The sequence below is a fragment of the Mesorhizobium sp. CO1-1-11 genome (assembly GCF_020164995.1).
Lineage (GTDB): Bacteria > Pseudomonadota > Alphaproteobacteria > Rhizobiales > Rhizobiaceae > Mesorhizobium > Mesorhizobium australicum.
Genome location: NZ_JAIUHE010000019.1, coordinates 1 through 25,179 on the forward strand (window position 1 = coordinate 1; position 25,179 = coordinate 25,179).

The following is a 25,179-nucleotide window of genomic DNA, read 5'->3' on the forward strand; positions in this document are numbered from 1 at the left end:
ACTCCAAAACCCCTTCGGGCCAAAAGTGTTACCCATGTCTCCGGTATAAACCGTAACCTATGTGTCCGGAACGGACCGTGACTGAGTGGTGATCCCGACAGGAATCGAACCTGTGACCTAACAGATTAGGAATATGTTGCGCGTCAAAAAACATAATAAAATCAATGATTTGCCGGCCGCCTTTTTCATTCTACGGATTTCTACGGATTTGTAGCACTAACCAGCGCTGTCCAGATTTTCTGGACAATCGCCTATCACGCTCAATGAACAGACGGGTTCAGGGATAAGACCATGAAGCGCAACGAGCCGGTCCGAGGAAGGCGAAGGTCGAAGCGGGAGCGCTGGCCAAACCCTCACCGCCATCGCAGACGAGATGAACGATATGACGGGCCAAGACTTCACGGCGAGGCCGGTCGAGCGCCACTCAGAAATGAGGGTCCTGGCGAGGTCAGAAGGCGATCTTCCTTCGTAACGGCCTTCATGTTGACCAATTGATCCCTCGGGAAACCAACTAGTGGTCAAAACCTGACGCTTGATACCCGAAACGGAATACCGCTGCCGACCCATAGTAGCCATTCGCACCCGCTTAACTCCGATGCAACCAACGCGTGCCATTTGATACGTGCCGCTGCAAGTGTCTATCAGGGGGTGACGACCATGAACGATCATCGGCTGCCAAGGCGTTACAAAGCACTCATTGCTGCCAACCTCGCGATTGCCATAACAGGCATTCTGTTGCGGCCGATATATCCAAAGAGCGTTTTTATCGCGATGTTTGTTATGTGCGTATTGCTTATGGCCTTGTCGGTTAAGATGGTGTTGGGCGCGCGGAAGGAGCCATCCGCGTCGAGGCACGACACGGGTATCTTCCTCATCATTGCTCTCATGGCCTTAGGCTCAAGCGCTTATGGAATTTATCTAACGCTACATTCCATATTGAGATGAGGGAGCAGCGGAAGTCCGCTTTCCACCCTGAGCGGGCTTATGGCCCGGAGCCAAGCGTCAGATTTGACCACTAGAGACTAGCCAAGGGTCTTTGCACTGGCTGGGCTAATGGTGACGAAAGAGCCCTCCCGAGCGCCGCCTTGGCCGACGTAATCCACAAAGCAGTATGCGGCGACTTGCTTCGTTTCCAAATTGAATGGGTGGCCCTCTTCCTGAAAGATACTGGAGCGGGGGAAGGACTCTGTGGGTGCCGGCTTCGTTGCGTCTCGTGCGATGTGCCTCGTCAGCGAGACATCGTCAATGACCGGTCGAGACATGCAACTGAAGCTGTCAAACCCTGTCAAGCAGTTCTGCGCAAATCCGTAGAATGAGCTCATTCTACGGATTCTTGGTGATGAAAAGTGGCGAGATTCACGACTATTTGCGTCGAATGGCGATCGAGCCCTTTCGGGGCTGATCGCCTAATTGGTTGATTTAACTAGAATTTTCGTGGTGATCCCGACAGGAATCGAACCTGTGACCTACAGATTAGGAATCTGCCGCTCTATCCTACTGAGCTACGGGACCACGCGGCCCGACACATAGCCGCTTCGGATCGTTTCGCCAAGAGGGCCGGCCGAACGCAATTCGGCCGGCGCTTTATAAGACCGGCCTCAGGCGGCTAGCGCCGTCTCCGCCAGTTTCACCCAATAGCTCATGCCGTGCGGGATGGCTTCGTCGTTGAAGTCGTAGGCCGGATTGTGGAGACCGGCGGTCTCGCCATTGCCGATGAAGATGAAGGCTCCAGGCCGGGCTTCCAGCATGTAGGAGAAATCCTCGCCGCCCATCACCGGCTGGATCTCGCGGTGCACCTGGGCATCGCCCGCCACGTCGGCGGCCACATCGCTGGCGAAGACCGTCTCATCCGCATGATTGAACGTCACCGGGTAGTTCGCGTCGTAGTCGACCTCGATCGTCGCGCCATAGGCGGTGGCAAGTCCCGCGCAGATGGCGCGGATCCGCTCTTCCGATTTCCTGGCCACTTCCTTCTTCAGCGTGCGCACGGTGCCGGCGATCTCGGCCGATTCCGGGATGATGTTGTAGGCGTCGCCGGCGTGGAACTTGGTCACCGAGACCACCACGGCTTCGACCGGATCGGTGCTGCGCGAGGCGATCGTCTGCAAGGCGCCGACCAACTGGCTGGTGATGACGATCGGATCGATCGTGCCGTGCGGCATCGCCGCATGGCCGCCCCGGCCTTTCACGGTGATGGTGAATTCGGCCGTCGCCGCCATAATCGGGCCCGGACGGATGGCGAACTGGCCGACCGGCAGGCCGGGCATGTTGTGCATGCCGAACACTTTAGCGATGTCGAAACGCTCCATCATGCCGTCCTTGACCATCTCGTTTCCGCCGCCGCCGCCTTCTTCCGCCGGCTGGAAAATCACCGCCACGGAGCCCGTGAAATTGCGCGTCTCGGCGAGATATTTCGCCGCACCGAGCAGCATCGCGGTGTGGCCGTCATGGCCGCAGGCATGCATCTTGCCCGGAACGGTCGACGCGTAGGGCTTACCGGTGATCTCCTTGAGCGGCAGTGCATCCATGTCGGCGCGCAATCCGATTGTGCGACCTTCCCCCTGACGGCCGCGAATGATGCCGACGACGCCCGTCTTGCCGAGGCCGGTCACCACATCGTCGCAGCCGAACTCTTTCAGCTTTTCGGTGACGAAGGCCGCCGTCTTGAAGACATCGAAGTTCAGTTCTGGCGTCTGGTGCAAATGCCGTCGCCAGCCGGCGACTTCGTCCTGCATTTCGGCGGCGCGGTTGAGGATCGGCATGATGGTTCCATTTCGTTGTTGGTGCAGCCGGCTTCAGCCTGGTGGTTTGCAATTGGGCGCGGGGTGCCTTGCAATTGTGATTGTCAGGCGCTTTGCCATGTTGGCGTCACATAGGGTAAATAGCACCGCAATAATGCGGTCCGGTTTTTGAGGGTCGGATCCTTATGCTGGCGGTCACGTAATGAAATCTTACGGAGCCAGGGGCAATCAGGGCAAGAGGCGATTTCGGATTCGATCATGCGGTACAGGCATTTCCTCAAACTATTCCCGGCTGGCGCAATCATGCTGTCCGTCCTGGCTGGGCCAGCGCTGGCCAATCCGGTGGTGGTCTTCGACCTGAAGAGCGGCCAGATCCTGCAGCACCAGGATGCCTTCAAGCGCTGGTATCCGGCCTCGCTCAGCAAGCTGATGACCGCCTATGTGACCTTCCGGGCGATCGCGGCCGGAGAAGTCCAGCTCGATTCGCCGATCAAAGTGACCAAACATTCCGCCGGCGAACCGCCAAGCAAGATGGGTTTTAAGCCCGGCTCGGTGATGCGGCTCGACAATGCGCTGAAGATGATGCTGGTCAAGTCGGCCAACGACATCGCCATGGCGGTCGGCGAGAATGTCGGCGGCTCGCAGGCCGCCTTCGCTGAAAGGATGAATGCCGAGGCGGCCAGGCTCGGCATGAAGGGCACCCATTTCGTCAACCCGAACGGCCTTTACTCGCCCGACCAGTACACGACGGCACGCGACCTTTCGATCCTGGTGATGGCGATCCGCCGCGAGTTCCCGCAATATGCGCCGTGGTTCTCGATCGAGGGGCTCGCGGTCGGCAATAGGGCCATTCCGAACTACAATCTCCTGATCGGCCGGTATCCCGGCGCCGACGGCATGAAGACCGGCTTTGTCTGCCCGTCGGGCTTCAACATGATCGGGTCGGCGACCCGCAACGGACGTACGCTGGTGGCGGTCGTGCTTGGCGAGAAGTCGGCGGTCAGCCGCGCCGAAGCCGCGGCCAAATTGCTCGATCAGGGCTTTGACGCACCTGCCGCCGGGTCCACCACCGTCACCACGCTCGCTCCCTACGGTGATCTGATCTCGCCCAACGACATGCATGAAGAAGTCTGCAAGAAGAAGAGGAAGGCGGAGCAGTCCGAGGCGCCGCCGCCGGCCGCCGCCAAGGACCAGCCTAAATCGCCCTATCGGGAGAAGCTCGACCATGTGCCGACACTGGTTGCCGTCGGCCTTGGCGGCGCCACGGGTCCGGCGCCGAAGGCGATCCTTGACGAGGGCGCGCAGGAATATGCCGACGTGCCAATCCCGACCTGGCGGCCCGACAAGCCGGTACCCGCCGGCACGGGCCCGAAAGTCGTGGGTGCCGCCGCCCAAGGCGACCAGCCGGCCAAGGTCGCGAATTAGAGCACGATCTAAAAAGTGAAATCCGGCTTTCGCGAGAGATCATGCCCAAATTAGAAGGCAGAACCAGATGAGCGGTTTCCCGATCCCAGTCTCGGTGCTGACCGGCTTTCTCGGCGCCGGCAAGACGACATTGCTCAACCGGCTCCTGAAGGATCCGGCGCTCGTCGACACCGCGGTCATCATCAACGAGTTCGGTGACGTGGCGATCGACCACCTGCTGGTCGAGCAGGCCTCCGACGGCATCATCCAGCTTTCCGACGGCTGTCTGTGCTGCACGGTGCGCGGCGAACTTGTCGACACGCTGGCCGACCTGGTCGACCGGCTGCAGACCGGCCGTATCGCCCGGCTTGGCCGCGTCATCGTCGAGACCACGGGATTGGCCGACCCGGCGCCGGTGCTGCAGTCGATCATGGCCCATCCGGCGCTGGTCCAGGCCTTTCGGCTCGACGGCGTCATCACCCTGGTGGATGCGGTCAACGGCAATGCTACGCTCGATGCGCATGTCGAGGCGGTCAAGCAGGTCGCCGTGGCCGACCGCATCGTGCTCTCCAAGGCCGATCTGGCCACCGATCACGGAGACCTCGACACGCTGCGCGCGCGCTTGCGGCAGATCAATCCCGGGGCGCGACTGCTCGATGCCGGGGAGACGAAAACCGGGGTGGCCGCATTGTTCGACTGCGGTCTCTACAATCCTGCGACCAAGTCCGCCGACGTGCGGCGCTGGCTCGGCGAAGAAGCCGCGCATGATCACCACCACCATGACCATGACCATGACCATGAAGGGCATGACCATGCCCATCGCCACGATCAGCGCGTAAAAACCCATTCGCTGGTGCATGACGGGCCGGTGCCGTTTTCTGCCATCGAGATGTTCCTCGATCTCCTGCGTTCCACACATGGCGAGCACCTGCTACGGATGAAGGGCGTCATCGAATTGCAGGAGGATCCGTCGCGGCCCTTGGTCGTGCATGGCGTCCAGAAGATCCTGCATCCGCCGGTGCGATTGCCGTTCTGGCCGGACAGCCAGCGCGGCACGCGGCTGGTGCTGATTACGCTCGACATGCCGGAAGACTATGTGCGCCGGCTGTTCGCCGCCTTCACCAACCGGCCGTCGGTCGACACGCCCGACCGCGCGGCGCTGGAAAACAATCCGCTGGCGATCGCCGGACGTTAGCCTCCTACGATTGGTATTCGCCGCGTTCGACCAGAAAGCGATGGCCACCGGACATCGCCGCCGTCTCGATCAATTGATGTCCGCTGTCGGCGCAGAAGGCAGGAATATCGATAACAGCCAGAGGGTCGGTGGTTTCGAGCCAGAGCCTGCTGCCGGGCTGCATCCCGGCCAGGCGCTTTTTCGCCTTGAGGACTGGCAAAGGGCAGTTCAGCCCCTTGAGGTCGTAGATAGCTATCAGTTCGGCCAAGGTGAAAACCTCAGCCGCCGAACATGCCGAGCAGCTTGTTCTTCAGCTTCGTAACCCGGCTTTCGTCGGCGCTCGCAGCCTGCGTCTCGGCTGCCGGCGCGGCCTCCGCCGGAGCCGCGATGGTCGCGGTGGCAACCGGAGCTTCCTTGGCGGCCTTGGCTGCTTCCTTCGCAGCCACGGCTTGCGCCTTGGCAGCTTCCTTTTCGGCCAACGCTTGCGCCTTGGCGGCCTCCTTCGCCGCTTTTGCCGCTTCTATGGCCGCCACCCGCTCTCGCTCGGCCTTCTCCTTGGCGGCCTTTTCGGCCTCGAGCGCGGCCATCTTGCGACCGGCGGGCGAATCGATGCGGCCCATGCGCGCCGTCTCGGTGACCGAACCGTCGGTGTTGAGCGACGGCGGATCGATCGGCACGCGCTCGCCACGCGCCCGGCGCTTGGACCAGTCGGAGACGATGCTGGCTTCCTTGATGCCGGCAATCGTCGGCTTGGGTGGCGGCACGCTGGCCTTGAGCGCGCTGTTGAAGGCCGCGTCATAGGTGCTTTGATAGGCGTTATAGGCGCTCTTAAGCGAATCCGGCTGCGTGGTCGCCGGGCAGGGGCCGGTCGGATTGAAGGTCTGCCCATCGGGAGCGACCTGGTTGAAGACGTAGCGCTTCTCGCAGACGTCGACTTTCGGTGGCACCTTGGTGACCTCGAAATTGTCGTAGCCGACCTTGAGCATCTTCCAGAATTCGTAATTCGGGTCGTTGCGGTAGCGCGCCATGTTGGCGGCCGTCATGCGGAACGGAAAAGCCTGGATCTGGAACTCGGTCTGGCCACCCTGGAAGGCGTCGCGGCCGAAGGCGTAGATCTGCTCGATCTGGGCGTCGGTCATCGAATAGCAGCCCGATGAAGAGCAGGCGCCATGGACCATCAGGTTCTGGCCGGTGCGGCCATTGGCACGATCATAGGCGTTGGGAAAGCCGATGTTGAACGACAGATGGTAATTCGAGCGCGGATTCATCTGCGACGGGCGAACCGTGTAAAAACCTTCCGGCGCCTGGCGGTCGCCTTCGGTGTATTTCGGCCCGAGCTTGCCCGACCATTTGCAGATGTCGTAGCTCGCCACCATGTCGTAGCGACCGTTGGTCTTGGCCTTCCAGATCTCGAGCTTGCCTTCTTCCTTGAAGATGCGCGCCATTACCGAAGAGGTGCGGACCATGCCCTTGGCTCTCATATCGGCAAGGATCTTGTCGGGCAGCGGCTTGTTGGCTTCCGGGGCAAAGTCCTTCATCGACGAATCATTACAGCCCGCGACGGCAATCGAGGCGGCAAGAACTCCAGTACGAGCAAGCTTGGCAAACATGGATAAGGCTATGTCTTTTCTTTCGGGCCAATGGCTTCGAAACGGCCACACCCGCATGCTGAACACTGACGGACCCTAAGCCCGTTAACCTTGAAAATTCCTTACCGCAAGGCTCGGCCAATCTCCCGCGGTGATTTCATTGAACCGAATGGGGCGGCATTTTTGTGGCGAAACTGCTCATCGCCGCCACATTTGGGGTGGACAGACAGCTTCCGTCAGCCCTGTTCCGCCGCCCAAGCGGCGTCAGAGGCTGCGGCCCATCGCCAGGTATTTCTCGCGGCGCTGTTCGCGGAAATCGATGTTGGCGCCGGCGAATTCCTTCATCGTCTTGGCGATGAGATCGCCGGTCGCGGCAATCACCGTTTCGGGCGCGCGCTGGGCGCCGCCCATCGGCTCGGGGATGATGGCGTCGATGACCTTCAGTTCCAAAAGATCCTGCGCGGTGATCTTCATGTTGGTCGCCGCGTCCTTGGAGCGCGTCGTGTCGCGCCACAGGATGGAGGCGGCACCCTCGGGCGAAATCACCGAATAGATGGCGTGTTCGAGCATGTAGACGCGGTTGGCGGTGGCAATCGCGATGGCGCCGCCCGAACCGCCTTCGCCGATGACCACCGAGATGGACGGTACTTTCAGGCCAAGGCAGGCCGAGGTCGATCGGGCAATGGCTTCGGCCTGGCCGCGCTCCTCGGCGCCAACGCCGGGATAGGCGCCGGCCGTGTCGACCAGTGTCAAAAGCGGGATCTTGAAACGGTCGGCCAGTTCCATCAGCCGCACCGCCTTGCGATAGCCTTCGGGGCGCACCGAACCGAAATTGTGCTTCAGGCGACTCGCCGTGTCCGAACCCTTTTCCTGGCCGAGAATCGCGATGGGCTCGCCGCGGAAACGGGCAAAGCCGCCGACGATCGCCTGGTCCTCGCCGAAATTGCGGTCGCCGGCGAGTGGCGTGAAGTCGCTGAACAGGCCCTTGATGTAGTCGATGCAGTGCGGCCGGTCGGAGTGGCGCGCCACCTGCACCTTCTGCCACGGCGTGAGCGCCTTGTAGAGTTCGCGCAGCGCGTCGCGCGAGCGCTTCTCGAGCCTGGTGATCTCATCGGCGACATCGACCGCCTCGCCGTTCTCGGCAAGCTTCTTGAGCTCGAGGATCTTGAGCTCAAGATCCTGCACCGGCTTTTCGAAATCGAGGTAATTGTACATGCTTGGACGGACCGATACGTCGGAAGGCAATGACCGCGGAACCGTTGAAACCAAGGCTCCGGGCGGTGAAATGTCGTCCTCACATAGCGATATGAGGCCTAGTCGGCAAGCGGATGATGATCGTTGACCAGCCGCACCAGCCGCTCTTCCAGCACATGGGTGTAAATCTGTGTCGTCGATATGTCGGCATGGCCAAGCAGTTGCTGAACGGCTCTCAGGTCGGCGCCGTTCTGCAGGAGATGGCTGGCGAAAGCATGGCGCAGCACGTGCGGCGAGATCTTGGCCGAGGCGATGCCGGCGCGCGCGGCCAATCCTTTCAGGTCACGGGCAAAGACCTGGCGCGAGAGATAGCCGCTGTCGGATGCCGCCGGAAACAGGAACGGGCTGTTGGCGAAAGCGGGCAGCTTGGCCCGGGCGTCAAGCCAGCTCCGCATCGCCGCACGCGCCTTGGCCGACAGCGGCACCATGCGTTCCTTGTCGCCCTTGCCGCGTACCATGAAGAAACGATCGTCGCGCTGCGCCACTGTCACCGGCAGGCCGACCAGCTCGGAAACGCGCAGTCCGGTGGCGTAGAGCACTTCGACCAGCGCATGCAGGCGCAAAGCCGCCAGCCTGTCGGCGTGGCCGAGCCCGTCATCACCGGCTTCCTGCGCGGCGCGATCGATCAGCCGGCCGGTTTCGGCCTCGCTCATCGTCTTGGGCAGCGGACGGCCTTTTTTCGGGCTGTCCAGCGTGCCGGTGGGGTCATCCGCGCGCAGGCCCTCGGCGTAGAGGAACTTGAAGAACTGGCGGAGCGCCGACAGTTTGCGCGCCTGCGAGGTCGGCGCGAAGCCGCGCGCGGCGATATCGTCGAGATAGGTCCTGATGTCGGCGGCGCCGGCGCGGGCAAGTCCGCCATCGATCCCGCCGGAAGCATCCTCGAGATCGCGGCGATAGGAGGAAAGCGTGTTCTCCGCCGCTCCCCGCTCGGCGCTCATCATTTCCAGGAAGGCCTCGATGCGAGCGGCGCTGTTCATGTCCTTGAGGCGGTTCCGAGTCGGTCTTCTTGGGGTTCAGTTTTTCTTCGGATTGAGCTTTTCCGGCGGAATACGCACGCTCATCTCGGCTTTTTTCGGCTCGACGAACATCACCAGCGCGAACATCGTACCATAGGCAATGCCGGCCAGAATCGCGAGGGTCACGACAAAGCGAAACAGTGTCGGCATTCAGTTCTCGCCCGTCTTCTTGTTCTGCGTTTCCAAACCCTGTGCCCTTATGGGACGCCAATCCGGCCAATTCAAGGAAGAAGCGGAGCCCCTGTCAGCAACTTCTGATGCAAGCGTCGCTCTGTCCATATCGGCACATGGCACTTGGCACGCTTGACGCAAACCGGCTTTTCATGTCGATACGCCGGCAAAGAGGGCCGAAGAAACAGCCGATGAACGCGCTACAGGCAAATCCCCCAGGCGAGACCCACGCCGCGCTGCTTGGCCGGCTGGGCAGCCGGTCCATCGTCTTTGTCGGGCTGATGGGCGCTGGCAAGACGGCGATCGGCCGCAAGGTGGCGACCATGCTTTCGCTGCCCTTCATCGACAGCGACCAGGAGATCGAAAGCGTGTCGCGGATGACGGTTCCAGAGCTGTTCGAGCGCTATGGCGAAACCGAGTTCAGGGCCCTGGAACAGCGTGTCATCCTGCGCGTGCTGGAAAACGGCCCGCAGGTTCTGTCGACCGGCGGCGGTGCCTTCATGAACGCGCAGACGCGCGAGGCCATCGCCGCCCATGGCGTCTCGGTTTGGCTGAAGGCCGAGCTCGACCTTCTGATGGACCGCGTTTCCAAGAAGCAGAACCGGCCGCTCTTGAAAAGCGCCGATCCCCGCGCCGTGCTGGAGCGGCTGATGGCGGAACGCTATCCGGTCTATGCCACCTCTGACGTCACCGTGCCGACCCGCGACGATCGCAAGGAGGTCATCGCGGCCGAGGTGATCGAGGCGCTGTGCCGGCATTTCGGCATCGATGCGATAGCCGCGACGGGCGAGGTCGAATCATGAGCGCGGATCAGCCAGTCACAGTCGAGGTCGGTCTGGGCGACCGCGCCTACGACATATTGATCGGCTCCGGCCTGCTGTCGCGCGCCGGCGCTGAGATTTCGCGCCGGCTGCCGGGCACGCGCGCCGCTGTGGTGACCGACGAGAACGTCGCCGCCGCGCATCTCGATACGCTGAGGACCGGGCTCGAGAAGAGTGGCATCCAGCTCGCGATCATTACGATGCCGCCCGGCGAGAAGACCAAGAGCTTTGCCCATCTCGAGGCGGTGGTCGACGGCGTTCTGGCCGCCAGGCTGGAGCGTGGCGACGTCGTCATCGCGCTTGGGGGCGGCGTCATCGGCGATCTCACCGGTTTTGCCGCCGGAATCGTGCGGCGTGGCATGAATTTCGTGCAGGTTCCGACATCGCTTCTGGCGCAGGTCGATTCCTCGGTCGGCGGCAAGACCGGCATCAACAGCCCGCGCGGCAAGAACCTCGTCGGCGTCTTCCTCCAGCCCAGGCTGGTGCTGGCCGATACCGAAGTGCTCGACACGCTGCCGATCCGCGAATTTCGTGCCGGCTACGCCGAGCTTGCCAAATACGGGCTGATCGACCGGCCGGATTTCTTCGCCTGGCTGGAAGCGAATTGGGAAAAGGTGTTCGCCGGCGGACCGGAGCGGGTCCAGGCCATTGCCGAAGCCTGCCGCGCCAAGGCCGATGTCGTTGCCCGCGACGAGTTCGAGACCGGCGACCGCGCTCTGCTCAACCTCGGCCATACGTTCGGGCACGCGCTCGAAGCCGCCACGCAGTATGACGGGACGCGCCTCGTCCACGGCGAGGGGGTCGCCATCGGCATGGCGCTGGCGTACCGGTTCTCCTCTCGGCTCAATCTCGCCAGCCCCGACGACGCGGCGCGCGTCGAGGCGCATCTGCGTGCCGTCGGGCTGCCGTGGCGGATGGCCGACATTCCGGGCGACTTGCCCGATGCCGATGCGCTGCTTTCATTCATCACGCAGGACAAGAAAGTGTCGCGCGGCGCGCTGACCTTCATTCTGACGCGCGGTATCGGCGAGGCCTTCATTGCCAAGGATGTGCCGGCCTCGGAAGTGCTGGCGTTCCTCAGGGAAAACCATCCAGGCAACGGGAAAGTCGGCTGAGATGGACACTGGCTGGGTCGTCTTCGCCGTTCTTGCCATCCTCGTCATCCTGGTCGTTGCCGTGCGCACCCGCCTGCTTGCCATGTTCGGCTATGAACTGTCGCGCATCGAGCCGCAGCGGTCGAGCCAGGACGAGTTGCGCGGCGCGGTCGACGATTTTCGCCGCGACGGCCAGGTGGTGCGTGAGGATCGCGACCGCGTCGGCGGCCTGTTCGACCTCGAAGAGCTCGAAGTTTCCGACGTCATGGTCCACCGCACGAATATGCGCTCGGTCAATGCCGACAATGCGCCGGAAGCGGTGGTGCGCGAGATCCTGCAGAGCCCGCACACCCGCATGCCGCTTTGGAAAGGTTCACTCGACAATATCGTCGGCGTGCTGCACGCCAAGGATCTGCTGCGCGCGCTGAACGAAGTCGGCAATGATTTCTCGCGGATCGACGTGATGAAGATCGCGTCAAAACCGTGGTTCGTGCCCGACACCACGACTTTGCAGGAACAGCTCAACGCCTTCCTGCGCCGCAAAACGCATTTTGCCGTCGTCGTCGACGAATATGGGGAGGTCGAAGGGCTGGTGACGCTGGAGGACATTATCGAGGAGATTGTCGGCGAGATCGCCGACGAGCACGATGTCGACATCCAGGGCGTCAAGCAGGAAGCGGACGGCTCCGTCGTCGTCGAAGGCACGGTGCCGATCCGCGACCTCAACCGGGCGCTCGACTGGAACCTGCCGGACGAAGAGGCGACCACCATCGCCGGCCTCGTCATCCACGAGGCGCAATCGATCCCCGAGGAGAAGCAGGCTTTTACCTTCCACGGCAAGCGCTTCGTCGTCATGAAACGCGACAAGAACCGGATTGCCAGGGTCAGGATCCGGCCGGCCGGCGACAGTTAAAGCGTTTCAGTGTTGGTAGGATCTCCGAGCCGCTCTAACTCTTTGTTCTTACGCAATTCCAGACGGGAAACCGCTGCGCACTTTTCCTGGAATTGCCATCGAGCCGTCGCCTTGCCAATCCTTCGTTGGAACTCCCGCCCGCCGGGATGCATTCTTCGCCGATGACGATCGATCGGCGAACCTTGCTCCTGGCCTCGGTGGCTGCCTTGTTGCCAACCGGCACGAGAGCGGCGCGAGATACGCCATCCGCCGAAACTGTCGACTACGGTCCGGCCAAGCTCGATATCTATGCGCCCGATGGCGCGAAAGACCTGCCGGTGGTCTTCTTCGTCCATGGCGGCGCCTGGCGGACCGGCAAACGCAGCCAGGTGAACGCCAAGCCGGCCTTCCTGCTTGCCAACGGCTTCTGCTTCGTCTCCATCGACTACCGCATGCTGCCGCAGGCTGATGTCGCCATCCAGGCGGGCGACGTGGAGAGGGCTTATGCCTATGTCAGGACCAACATCGCCCAACATGGCGGCGACCCCAACCGCATCGTCGGCATGGGGCATTCGGCCGGCTGCCATCTGGTTGCCCTGACCGGCATGCGCGGCGGATTGCCCGGCGTCGCTGGCCTGCTTCTCGACGATACAAGGGCCTACGATCTCGCCGCCCTTGCCGGAAGTGGCGGCATGGTAAGGGCCTATTCGCGTGTCTTTTCCGATCCTTCGCAGTGGGCGGCACTGTCACCGGCGAGCTATGTCGACGGCCGCAAGCATCCGCCGACCTTCATCGCCTATTCCCGCGCCGACGGTCGCGGCGAGCAGTCCACGGCCTTTGCCCAGCGCCTGCGCGCCAGCGGCACCGAGGTGACGCTGTTCGACGGCAGTGCCTATACGCACATGTCGATCAACCGCGATTTCGGCGAGGACGGCGACGCGCTGACCGCTGCCGCGCTGGCGTTCCTGAAATCGACGGTCGGTTGAGCGCACCGGCTGTCCGTGGCGTGTTCCACTCGTTGTGCCTGGCACCGCCGATGCGGCCGGGCGGAAATTCAACAGTCATTGCTTGACCGTTCGCTGAGCGTCGCACCGGTTTCGGCGTCGACCGAAGCGAGGCTGACCTCATAGCCCCAGAGGCTTCGGACATGGCGCAGGGTCGCGTCGCGGCTGCCACTGTCGAGCAGTACGCCCTCCTTCACCTTGTGCTGCAGCCGCAAATGCCGGTTACCGAGCAGGTCGACATCCACCACCTGGATATCCGGCCGGCTCGCGCCGATGTCGTAGCTCTGGGCCAGCGCGGCACGTATCTTTTGGTAGCCGCGCTCATTGTGGATCGAGGCCACCTCGTAATGTGCGTCGTCGGCCTGATCGGCGAGGACAAACATCCGCCATTTCCGTATCAGGGCTGGGCTGAGGTGCTGGCGGATGAAGGATTCGTCGCGGTGGTTGGCCCAGGCGTCCAGGAGCACATCGCGCCAGTCACCGCGGCCCGCGATGTCGGGAAACCAGTCGCGGTCCTCCGCCGTCGGCGCGGTCGAAATGCGCTGTATGTCCTGCATCATGTCGAGGCCGAGCGCGTATGGGTTGATACCGGAGAACCGGGGGTCGTCGAAGGCCGGCTGGAAGATCACATTGGAATGGTTGCGCAGGACCTCGAGCATGGCGCCCTCGTTGATCTGGCCGCGGTCGAACAATGCGTTCATGAGGGTGTAGTGCACGAAGGTGGCGCAGCCTTCATTCATCACCTGCGTTTGCCGCTGCGGATAGAAATACTGCGCGACGATACGCACAATGCGGATGATCTCGCGCTGCCAGGGCTCCAGGACAAGGCTGTTCTTCTCGAGGAAATAGAGCAGATTTTCCTCGGGCAGGTTGAGCGATTTCTTCCGCTCCGCCAAGCCTTCGTCCTTCTTCCCGGTCTTGCTGCTGTCCTGCGAGGGAGGCAGCGTGCGCCACAAGTCGTTGTAGGAGCGTTCTTCATATTCCAGGCGCTCGCGCAGCCCTTCACGCTGCCGCTCCGACGACAGCTTTGGCGGCCTGTGGTATCGGAACACGCCTTGTTCCATCAGCGCGTGGGCGCAGTCGAGAATGCTTTCCACGGCCGACAGTCCGTGCCGCTCCTCGCATCGGGCAATGTAGCCCTTGGCGAACTCCAGATAGCTCAGAATCCCCCCGGCGTCGGTCCACTGCCGGAACAGATGATTGTTCTTGAAGAAATGATTGTGTCCGAGCGCAGCATGCGCCGTCACCAGGGCCTGCAAGGCCATGGTGTTTTCCTCCATCAGATAGACGATGCAGGGATTGGAGTTGATGACCAGTTCGTAAGCCAGGCCCCGTCCACCCTTGCGATAGAGAAAATCCTGGTACAGGAAATGCTTGCCGAACGACCAATGACGATACATCAGCGGCATGCCGACCGATGAATAGGCGTCGAGCATCTGTTGCGAGGAAATGATTTCCATCTGCACCGGGTAGGTGTCCAGCTTGAGTTCCTCGATGGCGATTGCCGCAATCGCGTCGTAGGCGTGCGACAATTTCTGGAAGTCCCAGTCGGATCCGGAAAAGAGCAAACCCGGTTTGCTGGCTGTCCTGGCCATGGTTTCCCCTCAGGCGCTCTTCCGGAGCGCGGGCTGTTTGGCGAAGAGCTGACGAAAGACAGGATAGATATCGGCGGCCGTGGCTATGCGGCTCATCTGGAAGTTCGGCCAGTTCGATTCGATGGCGCTGTAGGCTCGCCAGAGCGACGTCCCGTTTTCAGTCGCGCCGAAGATGTGACTCTCGCGTTCGTCGATGATCTCGACATAGGCGAAATACTGGCACAGGCGCATGAGCTTGCCGTTCAGCAGGGCGATGCAGCGCTCGGAATCGGTGGCGAAATTGTCGCCGTCCGAGGCCTGGGCGGCGTAGATGTTCCACTCGCTCGCGGGGTAACGCTGCTCGATGACGCGATGCATCTCCTCGAGCGCGGTGGAAACGACGGTGCCACCGCTTTGCGTGCAGTAGAAGAAGGTTTCCTCATCCACCTCCTGCGCCTCGTGCGTGTGGCGGATGAAGACGATTTCGGTGCGTTCATAACGTCGCTTCAGGAATAGGTGCAGCAGCACGAAGAAGCGCTTGGCCAGGTCCTTCTCGCGCTCGCCCATCGAGCCCGACACATCCATCAGGCAGAACATGACCGCTTTCGCATTCGGCACCGGGCGCTGATCGAAGCGGTTGAACCGGATGTCGACCGGGTCGACGAAGGCAATCCGCCGGCGCCGGCGCTCCAGCCGCTCGATCTCTTCTTTGAGCGCCACGACGCGCTCGCGCGTTTGAGCATCAGGCGGTGCGGCCTCCAGCAAGGCGAGTTCCTGCATGATCGCGTCGACCGCCGCTTGCTTGGGACGCCTGAGCGCAATGCGGCGGCCGTGGCTGTTGCGCATCGTGCGGCCGACGTTGATGTTGGTTGGCGAACCGGTGGCGGCGAAACCCGCCCGGCGCGGCTTGAAGGCAAGGATCTCCTTGAGGTTGAGCTTGACCAGGTCGGGCAGTTCGAGATCCTCGAAAAAGAGATCCAGCACCTCCTCGCGCGAAAGCACGAAACGAAAGTCGTCCTCGGATGCGGTTTTTCCCGGTGACGAACCGCCCATGCCTCCGCCCTGGCCGGGCTTGGGGATCAGGTCGCCTTGGGAGAATTGCCTGTTGCCCGGCAGGATGTGCCGGCGCCGGCCGGTGTCCCTGGCGTCGTTGAAGGTCGGCTCGCCAGTGCCTCTTTCGGGCATCGGCACGACGTGCTCCGCGTCCACGTCGGCGATCCGCCCAGCGCGGATCTGATCGCGAATGCTGCGCTTGAGCTCCTCGCGGGCACGCCTGAGAAAGCGCTGGCGGTTGCCAAGGCTTTTGTCCTTCGGATTCAGGCGGCGGTCGATAAAGATCGGCATGCAACCATTCGGACTGCTCTCAGCCCGCCTTGTTCACCCGCATGTACCAATCGACCAGCCGGCGCACCTGCCGTTCCGTATAGCCGCGCTCCACCATCCGCTGGACGAATTCATTGTGCCGCTTTTCGGTGACGCTATCCTGCTTGGAACCGAAGCTGATCACCGGCAGGAGGTCCTCGACCTGGCCGAACATGCGCTTTTCGATGACCTCGCGCAGCTTCTCGTAGCTCGTCCATGACGGGTTGCGGCCATGGTTGCGCGCCCGGGCACGCAGCGTGAACTTCACCACCTCGTTGCGGAAGTCCTTCGGATTAGCGATGCCTGCCGGCTTTTCGACCTGCGACAGTTCGTTGTCCAACACCTCACGGTTGAGGATCTGGCCGGTGTCGGGGTCCTTGTAGTCCTGGTCCTCGATCCAGGCATCGGCATAGGCGATGTAGCGGTCGAACAGGTTCTGGCCATATTCGCTATAGGATTCCAGATAGGCCTTCTGGATTTCATGGCCGATGAACTCGGCGTAACGGGCAGCCAGCTCCGACTTGATGAATTCGAGATAGGCGGCCTCCGTCTCCTTCGGAAACTGCTCCCGTTTGATCGCTTCTTCCAGGATGTACATAAGATGCACGGGGTCCGCCGCGACCTCGTTGGTATCGTAGTTGAACGTCTGTGAAAGGATCTTGAAGGCGAAGCGCGTGCTGACGCCGGTCATGCCTTCGTCGACGCCGGCGGCGTCGCGATATTCCTGGACTGACTTCGCCCGCGGGTCGACTTCCTTGAGGTTCTCACCATCATAGGCGCGCATTTTGGTGTGCAGCGGCGAATTGTCGTGCTCGGCAAGGCGGGTCGAGACGCTGAACCGGCTGAGGATGTCCAACACCTCGGGCGCGCAAGGGCTGGCGGCCAATTCACTCTCGCGCAGCAGCTTCTCGTAGATTTGCCTCTCTTCGGTGATGCGCAGGCAATACGGCACCTTGACCACGAGGATGCGATCGAGAAACGCCTCATTGTTCTTGTTGTTCTTGAACTGTTGCCACTCGGATTCGTTGGAATGGGCAACGATGATGCCCTGGTAGGGAAAGGCACCAAAATTCTCGGTGCCGTTGTAACTGCCTTCCTGGGTCGCCGTCAGCAATGGATGCAGCACCTTGATGGGCGCCTTGAACATCTCGACGAATTCGAGCAGGCCTTGCGTCGTTCGGTTCAGCCCGCCGCTGTAGGAATAGGCGTCAGGGTCGGACTGGCTGAAATTTTCCAATTGCCTGATGTCGACCTTGCCAACCAGGGCCGAGACGTCCTGGTTGTTCTCGTCGCCAGGCTCGGTCTTGGCGATGGCGATCTGGCGCAGCCGCGACGGCATCAGTTTGACGACGCTGAATTTGGAAATGTCGCCGGACAGTTCGTCGAGGCGCTTGGCCGCCCATGGTGAGATAAGTCCGTTCAGGCGGCGCCGGGCTATCCCGTATTTGTCCTCCAGGAGATCGCTCATGCGATCGGGATGGAACAGGCCAAGCGGCGATTCGAAAACCGGACTGATCTGGTTGCCGACCTTCAGCGTGTAGATGGGGCGCTCCTCCATCAATTTCTTCAACCGTTCGGCCAAGGAGGATTTGCCGCCCCCGACCGGACCCAGGAGGTAGAGGATCTGCTTGCGTTCCTCGAGGCCCTGGGAGGCATAGCGGAAATACCCGGCGATGCGCTCGATCGTATCTTCCATCCCGTAAAAGTCGGAGAAGGAGGGATATATCTTGACGGTCCGGTTCGAGAAAATACGGCCTAGCCGCTCGTCCTTGCTGGTGTCGACCAGGTTTGGTTCGCCGATCGCCTCGACCATTCGTTCCGGCGCCGAGGCATACATCGATTTGTCCTCGCGGCAGGCGAGCAGATATTGCTGGAGACTTATCTCTTCCTGGGCGGCGTTCGCATAAATTTCCGAAAAGAGATGGAAGACGTCGGATTGGTTCTCACGCATGATCGTTGCCTTCGGAGCCATTCTGATGGGGCTCGCATATTCAACTGCGGGAAGGCATTGTTTGTTCCGTCGCTCCGGCCCGAATGGCCGTCCATCAACCGCGATTTCGGCGGAGATGACGGCAATGCGCCGAACGCCGCCGCGCCAGCGTTCCTGAAATCGACGGTCGCCTGATCCTGCCGACCGTCGCTCGCCCATTCCGTGGCTGGATCATGCCAAAAACGGCGGCGGGATATTGCCGTGCCGATATCCGCGGGTGCAATTGCTCTTCGTGAATGGGAGAAAATTCGCATGAATGGCGCCGATGTTCTGTGCGACGTGCTGTTGGCCAATGACGTGAACGTCTGCTTCGCCAATCCCGGCACATCCGAAATGCATTTTGTCGCGGCCCTCGACCGCAAGCCAGCGATGCGCTGCGTGCTCGGCCTGTTCGAGGGGGTGGTGACGGGTGCGGCCGACGGCTATGCGCGCATGACCGATCGTCCCGCCGCGACGCTGCTGCACACCGGCCCGGGCCTCGCCAATGGGCTGGCCAACATGCACAATGCAAGGCGCGCCTTCAGCCCGATGATCAATATCGTCGGGGACCATGCCTCCTACCATCTGCCGCTCGACGCGCCGCTCACCAGCGATATCGAGGGGCTGGCGGCGCCGATGTCGAAGTGGGTGCGCCGCATCGGAGGGCCCGCCGATGTCCAACCGGCCACGGAGGCGGCCTTTCGCGCCTCGCTGACACCGCCGGGTGTCACGACGCTGATCCTGCCGGCGGACGCTGCCTGGGGCGACGCCGACGCGGTTTCGCCCGGCAAGGTGGAACTCGCATCGCCGCCAGCCGTCGACATCGACGCCGTGCGAGCGGTGGCTACCGCGATCCGTGCCGCTCCCGGGCGCGCCGGCATGATCGTTCGGGGACGGGCGGCGCGGGCCGATGCCCTCGAGATCGCCGGCCAGATTTCAGCGGCCTGCGATGTCAGGCTGTTCAGCGAGGTTTTGATCGCGCGTATGCAGCGCGGGCGCGGGCGTGTCGCGCCGACGCGCATTCCCTATCCGGTCGACGCGGCGACGGCAGCGCTCAGGAATATCGATGTCCTTGTGCTGGTCGGCGGAAAGGAGCCGGTCGCTTTCTTCGCCTATCCGGGAAAACCGGGAAGGCTTGTCCGTGACGATTGCCAGGTGCTGACGCTCGCCGCCCATGGTCAGGATCTGCATGCGGCGCTGGAGGCGCTTCGCGACGAACTGGGCGTCAGGCAATCGCAATCGGCGTTGGTTGCAAGCGCCTTTCCCGAGGAGGCGACGCCAACCGGCAGCTTGACGGAAGATGCCATTGCACTCTCGGTGGCCAAAAAGCTGCCGGGCGACGCGATCGTCTGCGACGAGGCCGTCACCTCGGCGCGACGTTTCTTCGCGCTGTCGGCCTTTGCCGCGCCGCACGACTACATGATGGGCACGGGCGGGTCGATCGGCGGCGGCATTCCGCTGGCGACAGGCGCGGCGATCGCCTGTCCCGGCCGTAAGGTGATCAATCTGGAGGCCGACGGCAGCGGCATGTACACGGTGCAGGGCCTGTGGACGCAGGCGCGGGAAAAGCTCGACGTGGTGACGATCGTCTTTTCCAACCGCACCTATGCGATCCTCCATGGCGAGATGCGCAATGTCGGGGTGAACGCGATCGGCGAAAATGCCAGGCGCATGCTCGACCTCGACCATCCGGCGCTGGACTGGGTTTCGCTGGCCAAAGGCATGGGCATGGAGGCGGCGCGTGCCGACACCTGCGAGCGGTTCGACGCGCTGCTCGATGCTGCCTTGTCGCGGCGCGGGCCATTCCTGATCGAAGCGATAATCTGAGCAGCGCGAGACGCGCTACGGGCCAGCTCGAAGACTTGGCTTACCAGCGGGTCTGTTCGCCGGGCGCCGCGGGCTCGATAGCCAGCGCGTGAACGCCCGCCTTCAACTCGTCGGCCAGCAGTTCGTTGACGGCGCGGTGGCGCTCAACGCGGCTCATGCCAACGAAATTCGCCGAGACGATGCGGACACGGAAATGTGTCTCGCCGGTACCATCGAACTCAGCGTGGTGACCGGATTCCACATGATGATGGCCGGCGTGGAGATGGCTTTCGTTGAGGATGACCAGCCGCTCGGGCGAAAATGCCTTGTTGAGCTTGTCTTCCATGGTCGCTTGTATGGACATCGTCTTCTCCCTTCACCACATATGGTCGGCGCGCCGCCATGAAAACCCGAAACAGGTTTCGCCGGGCCGCTGGTGCGCAACAAAATCGGTCATCCGCCTGCTTTAAGCCGCGATTCAGCGGTTAGGGCGATCATCGCGAAAATGTCAATTCTTGTTTCGCATCTGCGAACGCCCCATAAATGGGTGAGATGAAGCCGTATCCCAAATATTTCGAGAAGATTCGCGTCCGCCCCGACAAGGACGCGGAGGTGAAGGCGCACGCGCCGATCTGCCAGTGGGATGGCTGCAAGGAGGCGGGCACGCATCGCGCGCCGGTCGGCCGCATGAAGGAGGGCGAGTATTTCCGCTTCTGCTTCGACCATGTGCGTGAGTACAACAAGGGCTTCAACTACTTCTCCGGCGTGCCGGACACCGAGGTGGCGCGCTTCCAGAAGGAAGCGATGACCGGCCACCGGCCGACCTGGAAAATGGGCGTCAACGGCGCCTCGACGCGTTCCTCGCCCGACATGGCGCAGATGCGCTCCGGCCGCGCAGGCTATTACAACCGCATGCGCGACCCATTCGACCTGTTCAAGGGACCGAAGGATCCGCGCGAGGCGCGTGAGCGCAAGGCCAAGCCGCTTGAGGCCAAGGCGCTGGAAACGCTTGGCCTTGATACAAAGGCGACTGGCAAGGACATCAAGGCGCGCTATAAGGAACTGGTGAAGCGTCACCATCCGGATGCGAATGGCGGCGACAGAGGTTCGGAAGACCGGTTCCGCGATGTGCTTCAGGCCTATCGCGTGCTCAAACAGGCGGGCCTGTGCTGAGCGACCCTATGGTTCGTGTCGTTTTCCAACTTTCATAAGGTTGGAAAAGGCTCTAAGACCGCCCCCGAACAAAATGGATTGCCGGCGAAACGCGACGTTTCGCCCGTGGAGACGTTGAGAGATATGAACAAGGTCGATCGCGACATCGCCAACCTGCCCGACGCGACGGTGTCGGTGAAGGAGAAATTCGGTTTCGAGTCCAAGATGGTGGTGCCAGCGTACTCGGTCACCAGCGAGCATGTGCCCGATGTCGATCCCGATTATCTGTTCGACAAGGCGACGACCTTGGCGATCCTCGCCGGCTTTGCCTACAACCGCCGCGTCATGGTGTCGGGCTATCACGGCACCGGCAAGTCGACCCATATCGAACAGGTCGCCGCCCGCCTCAACTGGCCTTGCGTGCGTGTCAATCTCGACAGCCATGTCAGCCGTATCGATCTCGTCGGCAAGGACGCGATCGTGGTCAAGGACGGCCTACAGATCACCGAATTTCGCGACGGCATCCTGCCCTGGGCCTACCAGCACAATGTCGCGCTTTGCTTCGACGAGTATGACGCCGGCCGTCCGGACGTGATGTTCGTCATCCAGCGCGTGCTGGAATCGTCCGGCCGCCTGACGCTGCTCGACCAGAGCCGGGTCATCCGCCCGCATCCGGCGTTCCGGCTGTTTTCGACCGCAAATACGGTTGGTCTGGGCGACACCACCGGCCTTTATCACGGCACCCAGCAGATCAACCAGGCGCAGATGGACCGCTGGTCGATCGTTACCACGTTGAACTATCTGCCGCACGACAATGAAGTGAACATCGTGCTGGCCAAAGCCAAGCATTATCGCGACACCAAGGGCAAGGACATCGTCAACAAGATGGTGCGCGTCGCCGACATGACGCGCTCGGCCTTCATCAATGGCGACCTGTCGACGGTGATGAGCCCGCGTACCGTCATCACCTGGGCCGAGAATGCCGAGATCTTCGGCGATGTCGGCATGGCGTTCCGGCTGACCTTCCTCAACAAGTGCGACGAGCTGGAGCGTTCGGTGGTTGCCGAGTTCTACCAGCGCGCCTTCGGCCAGGATCTGCCCGAGAGCGCGGCCAATGTGGTGCTGGGCTAAGCAGAGCCTCGATGGCGGGTCCGGGCGACAATACGCGCAACAAGTCCAAGACGGGGTCTGAAGCCGACAGCTTCAAGCGCGCCGTCACCGTCTGCATGCGCGCCATTGCCGGCGACAAGGAAATGGAAGTCGGCTTCGCCAAGGACAGGCCGGCGCTGGCGGGCAGCCGTGCGCGGCTGCCCGAACTGCCCAAGAAGGCATCGAAGTCCGACATCGCGATTACCCGCGGGCTCGGCGATTCCATGGCGTTGAAGCGCGCCTGCCATGATGTGCGCATCCACAGCAGACTGGCGCCGGAAGGCAAGGCCGCCCGTGCCATCTACGACGCGGTCGAACAGGCCCGCGTCGAGGCGATCGGCAGCCGCGCCATGCAGGGCGTCGCCGATAATATCGGCTCGATGCTGGAGGACAAATACACCAAGGCCAACCTCGTCGACGTCAAGGACAAGGCCGACGCGCCCATCGAGGAGGCGCTGGCGCTGATGGTGCGCGAAAAGCTGACTGGCCGGCCGGTGCCGAAGAGCGGCGAGCGGTTGGTCGAACTCTGGCGGCCCTGGGTCGAGGAGAAGGCCAAGGCCGACCTCGACGGCCTGTCGGAAAAGCTCGAGGACCAGCAGGCCTTCGCCCGCGTCGTGCGCGAGATGCTTGCCTCCATGGAAATGGCCGAGGAACTCGGCGACGACCAGGAGACCGAGGATTCCGAGGACAATGACGACAACCAGCCGCAAGGCGAGGAACAGAGCGAGGAGGGCGGCGAAGACGATTCCGGCTCCGAGCAGTCCCAGTCCGAGGACGCCGAGGCATCGGCCGACGACGAGCAATCGGCGGAGACGGAAGCCTCCGATGCAACGGCCGACGATCTGTCCGACGATGACGATGCCGATGCCGAGACGCCCGGCGAGGCGCGCCGCAACGACAATCCCTTCACCAATCTGCCGAAGGAAATCGACTACAAGGTTTACACGTCAGCTTTCGACGAGACGGTCGGCGCGGAGGAGCTCTGCGAAGAGGAAGAACTCGACCGGCTGCGCGCTTTCCTCGACAAGCAACTTGCCAATCTGTCGGGCGTGGTCGGACGGCTCGCCAACCGGCTGCAGCGCCGGCTGATGGCGCAGCAGAACCGGTCCTGGGATTTCGACCTGGAAGAGGGCTATCTCGACCCGGCGCGGCTGGTGCGCGTCGTCATCGATCCGATGCAGCCGTTGTCGTTCAAGCAGGAGCGCGACACCAAGTTCCGCGACACGGTGGTGACGCTGGTGCTCGACAATTCCGGCTCGATGCGTGGCCGGCCGATCACGGTCGCCGCCACCTGTGCCGACATTCTGGCGCGCACGCTGGAGCGCTGCGGCGTCTCGGTCGAGATCCTCGGCTTCACCACGCGGGCCTGGAAGGGCGGACAGGCGCGCGAGAAGTGGCTGAAGGACGGCAAGCCGCCGAACCCCGGCCGCCTCAACGATCTGCGTCATATCATCTACAAATCCGCCGATCATCCATGGCGGCGGGCACGCCGCAACCTTGGCCTGATGATGCGTGAAGGCCTGCTCAAGGAGAATATCGACGGCGAGGCGCTGCTGTGGGCCCACAACCGGCTGATTGCCCGGCCCGAACAGCGCAAGATCCTGATGATGATCTCGGACGGCGCGCCGGTCGACGATTCCACGCTGTCGGTCAATCCGGGCAATTATCTCGAGCGGCATCTGCGCGCCGTCATCGAATTGATCGAGACGCGCTCACCGGTCGAGCTGCTGGCCATCGGCATAGGCCATGACGTCACGCGCTACTACAGGCGCGCCGTCACCATCGTCGATGCCGAGGAACTGGCCGGCGCCATGACCGAGCAGCTGGCTTCGCTGTTTGCCGAGGAAAGCGCGAAGGATACGCGTCGCGGCGGCATGCGGCGCGCCGGATGATCTTTTCGCGAGGCGGGTTTAGGCAAACGCTTTTCGCCGCCATCGTCCTGCTCGCCGGTGTGGCTCCGGCAGGTTCGGCCGGCTCGGCTCCAGTTGAACCTGTCGCCGTCTCGGCACGCCCGATCACCGAATTCCACATTGGCCGCGCCGACAAGCAATTCGGTCCGCTCGAATTCGTCGGTGGGCTGGAAATGACCTCGCCATCACGCGATTTCGGCGCGTTGTCGGCCTTTCGGTTTCTGAAAGCCGGCAGCGATTTCATCGGTGTTGCCGACACCGGTTACTGGTTCTTCGGTTCGGTGGCCCGCGACGCCGACAGGCGCCCCCTCGGCATCCAGAATTTTCGCATGCAGCAGATGGCCAACCAGAGCGGCCGGCCGATCGACGAAAAATGGGAACTCGACGCCGAAGGCCTCGCGGTCAAGGACGGTATTGCCACCGTCGGTTTCGAGCGCAACCACCGCGTCTCCCAGTTCAGGATCGACCCGGACAACATGAAGGCGCCATTCAGGCAGCTGGATTTCCTGGTGCCGGCGTGGGAGCTGCGGCAGAACCGCGGCTTCGAGACAGTCACCCATTCAAATGCCAATGGTCAGCATGAAGGCGGCCTGGTCGTGGTCTCGGAGAAGAGCCTCGACAAATCAGGCAACATCTACGCCGCCATTATCGAAGGCCCGCATAGGGGCGTCTTCACTGTCAAGCGCAACGACGATTTCGACATCACCGACGGCGCCTTCCTGCCGGATGGCGACCTCTTGCTGCTGGAGCGCAGTTTCACCATGGCGGGCGGCCTCAAGATGCGGCTGCGGCGCATTTATGGAGAGAGCGTCGAGAAGGGCGCCGTCGCCTACGGGCCGGTGCTGCTGCAAGCCGACATGGGCTACCAGATCGACAATATGGAAGGGCTCGATGTCTGGAGCCGGGATGACGGCGCGTTGATGGTGTCGCTGATCTCCGACGACAACCACTCGATCCTGCAGCGCAATCTCTATCTGGAATTCATTCTGCACCAGGATTGAGGGGCAGCCCCTTCGCGACGCTCATTGGCGATTTTTTTATGCGTCGGCCATTTCCGAGAATCCTGCCCTGACAAGCCAACGGTTGCGCGGAGCTCC

The 25,179-nt window shown here is 62.3% G+C and carries 21 protein-coding genes and 1 tRNA gene; 11 read left to right on the forward strand and 11 right to left on the reverse strand.

From position 1 onward, the window contains the following. Window positions 1–1,435: 1,435 nt before the first annotated feature. Window positions 1,436–1,512, reverse strand: a tRNA-Arg gene (locus LB554_RS21570). A gap of 86 nt (window positions 1,513–1,598) precedes the next feature. Next, window positions 1,599–2,762: a M20 aminoacylase family protein gene (locus tag LB554_RS21575; protein WP_140616792.1), complete on the reverse strand. Its 1,164-nt coding sequence runs from the start codon at window positions 2,760–2,762 to the stop codon at window positions 1,599–1,601. Window positions 2,763–2,999: 237 nt separating this feature from the next. Between LB554_RS21575 and LB554_RS21580 the strand changes: the two genes are divergently transcribed. Together LB554_RS21580 and LB554_RS21585 are read left to right on the forward strand one after the other, a co-directional pair. Then, a complete protein-coding gene (locus tag LB554_RS21580; RefSeq protein ID WP_224586884.1) occupies window positions 3,000–4,166 on the forward strand; it encodes a D-alanyl-D-alanine carboxypeptidase family protein in 1,167 nt (388 codons plus the stop codon). 67 nt (window positions 4,167–4,233) lie between these two features. Beyond that, window positions 4,234–5,340 (forward strand): CobW family GTP-binding protein, encoded by a 1,107-nt coding sequence (locus tag LB554_RS21585; RefSeq protein ID WP_224586885.1) that lies wholly within the window; start codon window positions 4,234–4,236, stop codon window positions 5,338–5,340. A gap of 4 nt (window positions 5,341–5,344) precedes the next feature. Here LB554_RS21585 and LB554_RS21590 read toward each other — a convergent pair whose 3' ends face one another. The 5 genes from LB554_RS21590 to LB554_RS21610 all read right to left on the reverse strand — a co-directional run bounded on the left by LB554_RS21590 (window position 5,345) and on the right by LB554_RS21610 (window position 9,328). Continuing rightward, complete coding sequence (locus LB554_RS21590; protein ID WP_015315491.1) at window positions 5,345–5,587, reverse strand: sulfurtransferase TusA family protein; 243 nt, start codon at window positions 5,585–5,587, stop codon at window positions 5,345–5,347. A gap of 10 nt (window positions 5,588–5,597) precedes the next feature. Beyond that, on the reverse strand, window positions 5,598–6,929 hold the full coding sequence (locus LB554_RS21595; RefSeq protein WP_140874938.1) for a murein L,D-transpeptidase family protein: 1,332 nt from the start codon (window positions 6,927–6,929) through the stop codon (window positions 5,598–5,600). 243 nt (window positions 6,930–7,172) lie between these two features. Continuing rightward, complete coding sequence (locus LB554_RS21600) at window positions 7,173–8,123, reverse strand: acetyl-CoA carboxylase carboxyltransferase subunit alpha (protein ID WP_140616795.1); 951 nt, start codon at window positions 8,121–8,123, stop codon at window positions 7,173–7,175. Between the two features lie 98 nt (window positions 8,124–8,221). Next, window positions 8,222–9,139 carry a site-specific tyrosine recombinase XerD gene (locus LB554_RS21605; protein ID WP_224586886.1) on the reverse strand — a complete coding sequence of 306 codons (918 nt, stop codon included), beginning with the start codon at window positions 9,137–9,139 and terminating at the stop codon, window positions 8,222–8,224. Window positions 9,140–9,175: 36 nt separating this feature from the next. Continuing rightward, window positions 9,176–9,328: a hypothetical protein gene (locus LB554_RS21610; RefSeq protein WP_015315495.1), complete on the reverse strand. Its 153-nt coding sequence runs from the start codon at window positions 9,326–9,328 to the stop codon at window positions 9,176–9,178. 212 nt (window positions 9,329–9,540) lie between these two features. Here LB554_RS21610 and LB554_RS21615 point away from each other — a divergent pair, with 212 nt between their 5' ends. The 4 genes from LB554_RS21615 to LB554_RS21630 all read left to right on the forward strand — a co-directional run bounded on the left by LB554_RS21615 (window position 9,541) and on the right by LB554_RS21630 (window position 13,142). Beyond that, on the forward strand, window positions 9,541–10,152 hold the full coding sequence (locus LB554_RS21615) for a shikimate kinase (RefSeq protein WP_140823989.1): 612 nt from the start codon (window positions 9,541–9,543) through the stop codon (window positions 10,150–10,152). Beyond that, window positions 10,149–11,285 (forward strand): 3-dehydroquinate synthase, encoded by a 1,137-nt coding sequence (gene aroB, locus LB554_RS21620; protein ID WP_224586887.1) that lies wholly within the window; start codon window positions 10,149–10,151, stop codon window positions 11,283–11,285. Before LB554_RS21615 ends, aroB begins: the two co-directional genes overlap by 4 nt. 1 nt (window position 11,286) lies before the next feature. Beyond that, entirely contained in the window at window positions 11,287–12,177 is an 891-nt protein-coding gene (locus LB554_RS21625; protein WP_141906886.1) for an HlyC/CorC family transporter, read from the forward strand. A gap of 161 nt (window positions 12,178–12,338) precedes the next feature. Then, a complete protein-coding gene (locus LB554_RS21630; RefSeq protein ID WP_224586889.1) occupies window positions 12,339–13,142 on the forward strand; it encodes an alpha/beta hydrolase in 804 nt (267 codons plus the stop codon). 68 nt (window positions 13,143–13,210) lie between these two features. Here LB554_RS21630 and LB554_RS21635 read toward each other — a convergent pair whose 3' ends face one another. The 3 genes from LB554_RS21635 to LB554_RS21645 are packed head-to-tail and all read right to left on the reverse strand — an operon-like array spanning window position 13,211 to window position 18,047. After that, window positions 13,211–14,755, reverse strand: a complete 1,545-nt coding sequence (locus LB554_RS21635; RefSeq protein WP_224586891.1) for a SpoVR family protein — start codon at window positions 14,753–14,755, stop codon at window positions 13,211–13,213. A gap of 9 nt (window positions 14,756–14,764) precedes the next feature. Then, a complete protein-coding gene (locus LB554_RS21640) occupies window positions 14,765–16,078 on the reverse strand; it encodes a YeaH/YhbH family protein (RefSeq protein ID WP_015315501.1) in 1,314 nt (437 codons plus the stop codon). A 19-nt stretch (window positions 16,079–16,097) separates the two neighbouring features. Continuing rightward, window positions 16,098–18,047 carry a PrkA family serine protein kinase gene (locus LB554_RS21645; protein ID WP_140720200.1) on the reverse strand — a complete coding sequence of 650 codons (1,950 nt, stop codon included), beginning with the start codon at window positions 18,045–18,047 and terminating at the stop codon, window positions 16,098–16,100. A gap of 291 nt (window positions 18,048–18,338) precedes the next feature. Here LB554_RS21645 and LB554_RS21650 point away from each other — a divergent pair, with 291 nt between their 5' ends. Then, window positions 18,339–19,892, forward strand: coding sequence for an acetolactate synthase large subunit (locus LB554_RS21650; protein ID WP_224586892.1), 1,554 nt, complete (start codon window positions 18,339–18,341; stop codon window positions 19,890–19,892). A 40-nt stretch (window positions 19,893–19,932) separates the two neighbouring features. On the opposite strand, the gene LB554_RS21655 is transcribed toward LB554_RS21650, so the two are convergent. Next, window positions 19,933–20,235, reverse strand: a complete 303-nt coding sequence (locus LB554_RS21655; RefSeq protein WP_015315504.1) for a BolA family protein — start codon at window positions 20,233–20,235, stop codon at window positions 19,933–19,935. A 179-nt stretch (window positions 20,236–20,414) separates the two neighbouring features. On the opposite strand from LB554_RS21655, the gene LB554_RS21660 reads away from it, so the two are divergent. The 4 genes from LB554_RS21660 to LB554_RS21675 all read left to right on the forward strand — a co-directional run bounded on the left by LB554_RS21660 (window position 20,415) and on the right by LB554_RS21675 (window position 25,083). Then, a complete protein-coding gene (locus LB554_RS21660; RefSeq protein ID WP_032922426.1) occupies window positions 20,415–21,044 on the forward strand; it encodes a J domain-containing protein in 630 nt (209 codons plus the stop codon). A gap of 123 nt (window positions 21,045–21,167) precedes the next feature. Then, window positions 21,168–22,154: a cobaltochelatase subunit CobS gene (cobS, locus tag LB554_RS21665; protein ID WP_140616804.1), complete on the forward strand. Its 987-nt coding sequence runs from the start codon at window positions 21,168–21,170 to the stop codon at window positions 22,152–22,154. Between the two features lie 11 nt (window positions 22,155–22,165). Then, complete coding sequence (cobT, locus tag LB554_RS21670; protein ID WP_015315507.1) at window positions 22,166–24,064, forward strand: cobaltochelatase subunit CobT; 1,899 nt, start codon at window positions 22,166–22,168, stop codon at window positions 24,062–24,064. Beyond that, the gene (locus LB554_RS21675; protein ID WP_224586894.1) at window positions 24,061–25,083 is read left to right on the forward strand and encodes an esterase-like activity of phytase family protein; all 1,023 of its coding nucleotides are present in this window, start codon (window positions 24,061–24,063) and stop codon (window positions 25,081–25,083) included. The genes cobT and LB554_RS21675 overlap by 4 nt, the downstream gene beginning before the upstream one ends. Window positions 25,084–25,179: the final 96 nt, after the last annotated feature.